We start from the raw sequence: 5,038 nt of genomic DNA, 5'->3' as shown, positions 1-5,038 counted from the left end.
CGGCTGGCTGCCGGGACGGCGTCGCCCGAGGGCGCTGCGGCCGCCGCCGATCTGGCCCACTTCGCAGGCGCGGGCGTGACCCTCTTCGTTCAACGCGACCTGGACTGAACGACTGCCCTGTCCTGAGCGACGGCAGATCACCGCCTTCACCACAGCACTGCACACCGCACCGGCCTGGTCCGTTCGGCGACCACGCCCGAACGTCATTGACGTCACCGCACACTGCATGATCGGGAGTCCGCATGACCATCACGCCACCGACCATCGTCACCGGACCGCGCTCGAACCTCGATGTGTACGCCGATGACGTCCTGCTCGACCCCTGGGTGACCTACCGCGAACTCCGCGACCTCGGACCGGTCGCCTACCTCGACCGATATCACATGTACGCAGCCACACGGCACGCCTCCGTCTCGCACATCCTGCGGACTCCCGAGGTCTTCCCCTCTGCCGAGGGCGTGATGATGAACGACGAGATGAACAAGGTGCTGCGGGGCAACACCCTGTGCAGTGACGGCGCCGATCACGACGCCTCCCGCAGCATCGTCGTGCGCCCGCTCACCCCGAAGGCGCTCCGACCGCTCGAGCAACAGATCCGTGACGAAGCCCGTGCCCTGGTCGACCGCGTCGTCGCCAACGGCTCGTTCGACGCGGTGACGCAGTTGGCGCACCACCTGCCGGTGACGATCGTGTCGAACCTCGTGGGCCTGCCCGAGGAGGGCCGCGAGCGGATGCTGGTGTGGGCATCGGAGATGTTCAACTGTTTCGGGCCCATGAACGAGCGCACCAGGGCGTCGTTCACGGTGCTCGGCGAGATGATGCACTACGCCACCACTCAGGCGGTCCCCGGCAAGCTCAAGCCCGGGAGTTGGGCTGAGGCGATCCACGATGCCGCCGCGCAGGGGAAAGTGGCGCCCGAGAAGTGCCCGGTGATGATGATCGACTACATGGGTCCGAGTCTGGACACCACGATCTTCGCCATCACCAGCGCTGTCTGGCTGTTCGCACGCAACCCCGACCAGTGGGACCTGGTCCGCGAAGACCCGAGGTTGGTCCCCTCTGCGATCAACGAGGTGCTCCGGATGGAGGCGCCGATCCAGGACTTCTCGCGGTACGTCGCGGTCGACCACGAGATCGACGGGGTGCTCCTGCCTGCAGGGTCTCGGGTGATCACCTACTACGGCGCGGCGAATCGCGACGAGCGGCACTATCCAGACCCTGACCGCTTCGACGTACGTCGCAACCCGACGGACCACCTCGGCTTCGGCGCGGGCCCGCACGCCTGCGTGGGCATGAACCTGGCCCGACTCGAGATGAAGGCGCTGTTCGAGGCACTGGCCGCGAAGGTGACCCGCTTCCATGTGGACGCCGAGGAGCGGGCGTTGCACAACATACTCCGCGGCTTTACCAGACTCGACGTCTCCGTCGACGTCTCCGCCTGACCGAACAGACGTGTCATCACAAGGAGTTCCTGTGCCCACCATCACCTATCTGGTCAGCGAAGTGAGCGTTGCTGTGGATGCCGCGGTCGGTGCCAGCGTCATGCAGGCCGCGCTGGCGAACAACGTCGACGGCATCGTCGCCGAGTGCGGTGGCAACGCCATGTGCGCCACCTGCCATGTGTACGTCGAGCAGGGGCCGGTCGACTCGCTGCCGCCGGTCTCGGTCGCTGAGGAGGGGATGCTTGACTGCACGGTCGCCCCGCGGGCGAAGAACAGCCGGCTCTCGTGTCAGCTCCCCGTCACCGATGCTCTCGACGGTTTGGTCGTCCGCGTGGCGGATGAGCAGGTATGACAGTGAGCGTCACGTCTTTCCGAGCGGCCGACGGCCAGACGGTCGTGGTCGTCGGCGCCGGGCAGGGGGGATTCCAGGCCGCCTGCTCGCTGCGAGACGCCGGCCACACCGGCCGTATCGTCGTGGTCGGCGACGAACCCGGCTTGCCTTACCAACGCCCACCGCTGTCGAAGGCGTACCTCCGCGACCCGCACACCCCGGTGCTGCTGCGCGGTGAGGACTTCTTCACCGCCAAGCGAATCGACCTTCGCGACGGCACGCGAGTCCGCGCGATCCACCGGTCCGACCACACGGTCGAGCTGGCCGACGGCGAGCTGCTCGCCTACGACCAGCTCGTGATCGCCACGGGGGCAAGGCCGCGCCACTTGCCCGTACCCGGTGCCGGTCTGGACGGTGTCATGGAGCTGCGCACCCTGCCGGACGCCGAGGCCTTCCGTGCCCGGCTGGCCGGCTCACGTGACGTCGTGGTGGTGGGCGGAGGATTCGTCGGGATGGAGATCGCAGCCACGGTCAGTGCTGAAGGGCACCGGGTGGCGGTGGTGGAGAGCCTCGACCGCCCGATGGCTCGCGCCGTCTCGCCCGAGGTGTCGATCCATCTGGCCCAGGTGCACCGAAAGCATGGCGTGCAGGTTCTCATGGGCCGCGCCGTCGAGTCCGTGGCGGACGACGGGGCGGGCGGCGTGTCGGCGGTTGTCCTCAGGGACGGCACTCGGCTGTCGGCCGACGTGGTCCTCGTAGGCATCGGCGCGGTGCCGAACTCCGAGTTGGCCCGTGACGCAGGTCTCGCCATATGCCCCGTCACCGGTGGCGTGGTCGTCGACGAGCACCTGGTCACCTCGGACCCGGCCATCAGCGCGATCGGCGACTGCGCCACCTATCCGAGCGTGCACGCCGAGCTGCCGGTCCGCCTCGAGTCCGTGCAGAACGCCGTCGACCACGCCCGGCACGTCGCCGCCAGAATGGTCAACGGCGTGTCAGCCCGCTACGGCAAGGTCCCGTGGTTCTGGTCCCACCAGTACGACGTCAAGTTGCAGATCGCCGGCTTGGCCGACGCCCCCTCCGCCGACGACGCGACCGTCGTGTTCGGAGATCCGGCCACCGGCAGCTTCTCGGTCGGCCGCTATCGGGGTGACCGCCTCGTCGCCGTCGAGTCGGTCAACCGGGCGGCCGACCACATGGCAGCCCGCAAGGTGCTCGCCGAAGGGGCACGGCCAACCCGCGCCGAAGCACAGCAACCCGGCTTCGATCTCAGGGAGTACCTCCGTGCCCGATGAGCGGTCGAGGACATTCGACCTTCGGAGCCTCCAGGCGCTGCGAGCCGGAGGATGCACCACCGAACACGAACAACACATCGATTCCAGAGGGGGGCGCTCTGGAGGCCGCATTTCAAGAGAACACCCGAAAGCCACGTCGCCGCACTCCATGTCCGCGCAGCGACCATCTGGTTCCGCAGCTCTCTGCCAACCCATTGATTAATCGAAAACGGACCATAGACTCCTGACCATGAAGCAACCCGCGACTCCGTCGGCGTTCTCGACGGTGGGACTGCCGGAGCAACGGCGTGTGGAGTTGTGGGAGAGTCACAACGCCGACGCGTTGATCGGCCTGCGGTGCCGGACGCTGACGTCGACGGTGCTCGAGGCCACGGAGATCAACGTCCAGCTCGATCGCCTCCACTTGGCCCGGGTGCTGGGCACCCCTCATGTGGTCGAACGCGACCAAGGCCTGATCCGCCGGCACCCCGCCGAGGCGGTCGCCCTCTTCTTCAGCCTCGCCGGCGAGGCCTTCTTCTACCACGACGACGGTGTACGCATCGTCCAGCCAGGGCAGATGTTGATGTGCGACGCGGACCGCCCCTTCATGCGCGGCTTCTCGCACGGGCTCGAGGAGTTGGTCCTCAAGATCCCCCGCGACCTCTTCGCCGAAGCCACGGGTGTGGAGCACGTAGCCCAGCCGGTGGTCGTCGGCTTCGCTGACGGGGCCAACGCCGTCGCTCACGCACTCGCCTCTCACACCAGTGCCGCGGCACGCGCCGACGACTCGCGACCGGCAGACGAGCGCACCCTGCTCAGCCTCGTCGCAGACCTCGTGGGCAACGAAGCGGCCGTGCCGACCAGCGTGCACCGAACGGCGGCAGAGACCTACATCGAACACCACTTTCGAGAAGGGGCGCTCTCGGTGAGGCAAGTCGCGGCCGCAATAGGCATCAGCAGTCGCCACCTCTCCCGCGTCTTCGCTGACGCCGAGACCACGTTCCCCAAATTCGTCCTGAAGCGCCGACTCGAAGCCGCTCACACTTTGTTGCAAAGGCCCGAGGCCTCGTCGATGGCCATCAGCGAGATCGCGCACCACTGCGGTTTCACCTCCGCCGCCCACTTCTCCCACGCTTTCACATCCCGCTACGGCGAGCGGGCGACCGACGTACGACGACGCGCCCTCGCCGCCCGGTCGGTTTCGGTCGCTTAGCTTGTATCCGCAATGTCATGGGAGCCACAGGCGTAGGCGGACGATGGTGACCAGGGCTTGGCAGTGGCGGGCGCGTTTGTCGTAGCGGGTGGCCAGGGCCTTGTTGTGTGTGAGCCCGTTGAAGCAGCGTTCGACGAGATCGCGGTGCCGGTAGGCCGCCCGGACGCATCCTCAGCGGCTCTCGCCCCTGCGGATGCGTCCGGTGATCTGGTCGATCCGTTCCGGGATCGCTGCCTTGACGCCTCCCCTTCGCAGGTAGGCGCGGATCTTCGTGGACGAGTAGCCCTTGTCCGCGACGACCCGCTCGGACCGGGACCGGCCCCGGCCAGGTCCGCGCCTCCCGACGCGGATGCGGGCCATCGCCTGCTCGAATTGGGTGCAGTCGTTGACGCTCCCGGCCGTGACGGTGAAGGCCAGGGGCCGCCCCCGGCCGTCGCAGGCGAGGGGGATCCTCGTGGTCAGCCCGCCGCGGGACCGGCCGATCGCCTCAACCGGCCAGTCCCGCCCCGGCGGCGCAGGTAGGCGCGGTCCTTGCGGGAGGCGTACGCCTCGTCACCCCCCAACGATCAGAGCCGCCGCGTGGTCGGCCTGGCCCGATGCGGGGCCCTCGGACCCTCACCGGCATGGGTCCGCCGGCGTCGGCTTCGCCGGTTCGTGCACGGCCGTCCGCGAGCCGGCCCTGGACAAGGGCTTCGGGAACTTCTCGTATGCGCTCCCCCATCTGGTCGGAATCGTCGGAGCCACCGGTCAGGTCGGCACGGTCATGCGCAGGATCCTC

Annotated in this window: 4 protein-coding genes and 1 pseudogene; 4 read left to right on the top strand and 1 reads right to left on the bottom strand. The window is 68.2% G+C overall.

The window, feature by feature from the left end; genetic code table 11:
• The first annotated feature begins 242 nt into the window (after positions 1-242).
• The 4 genes from ABT300_RS41230 (at position 243) to ABT300_RS41215 (ending at position 4,260) form a co-directional block, all read left to right on the top strand.
• Positions 243-1,442: a cytochrome P450 gene (locus tag ABT300_RS41230; protein WP_351687499.1), complete on the top strand. Its 1,200-nt coding sequence runs from the start codon at positions 243-245 to the stop codon at positions 1,440-1,442.
• Between the two features lie 31 nt (positions 1,443-1,473).
• Positions 1,474-1,794 carry a 2Fe-2S iron-sulfur cluster-binding protein gene (locus tag ABT300_RS41225; protein ID WP_351687497.1) on the top strand — a complete coding sequence of 107 codons (321 nt, stop codon included), beginning with the start codon at positions 1,474-1,476 and terminating at the stop codon, positions 1,792-1,794.
• Positions 1,795-1,796: 2 nt separating this feature from the next.
• Positions 1,797-3,068 carry an NAD(P)/FAD-dependent oxidoreductase gene (locus ABT300_RS41220; RefSeq protein ID WP_351687495.1) on the top strand — a complete coding sequence of 424 codons (1,272 nt, stop codon included), beginning with the start codon at positions 1,797-1,799 and terminating at the stop codon, positions 3,066-3,068.
• 229 nt (positions 3,069-3,297) lie between these two features.
• Positions 3,298-4,260 (top strand): helix-turn-helix domain-containing protein, encoded by a 963-nt coding sequence (locus tag ABT300_RS41215; RefSeq protein WP_351687492.1) that lies wholly within the window; start codon positions 3,298-3,300, stop codon positions 4,258-4,260.
• Between the two features lie 15 nt (positions 4,261-4,275).
• Here ABT300_RS41215 and ABT300_RS41210 read toward each other — a convergent pair.
• Positions 4,276-4,767: pseudogene (locus ABT300_RS41210) on the bottom strand (IS5 family transposase); the annotation flags it as partial.
• Positions 4,768-5,038: the final 271 nt, after the last annotated feature.

It is taken from the genome of Streptomyces sp. NPDC001027 (genome assembly GCF_040299045.1).
Classification (GTDB): domain Bacteria; phylum Actinomycetota; class Actinomycetes; order Streptomycetales; family Streptomycetaceae; genus Streptomyces.
The sequence above is the reverse complement of the archived record's forward strand: the minus strand, read 5'-3'. Positions and strand labels throughout refer to the sequence as shown.

Excerpts from the sequence above, each read along its gene's own strand:
- ABT300_RS41230 (WP_351687499.1), top strand. The coding sequence starts at position 243 with ATGACCATCACGCCACCGACCATCGTCACCGGACCGCGCTCGAACCTC.
- ABT300_RS41215 (WP_351687492.1), top strand. The coding sequence starts at position 3,298 with ATGAAGCAACCCGCGACTCCGTCGGCGTTCTCGACGGTGGGACTGCCG.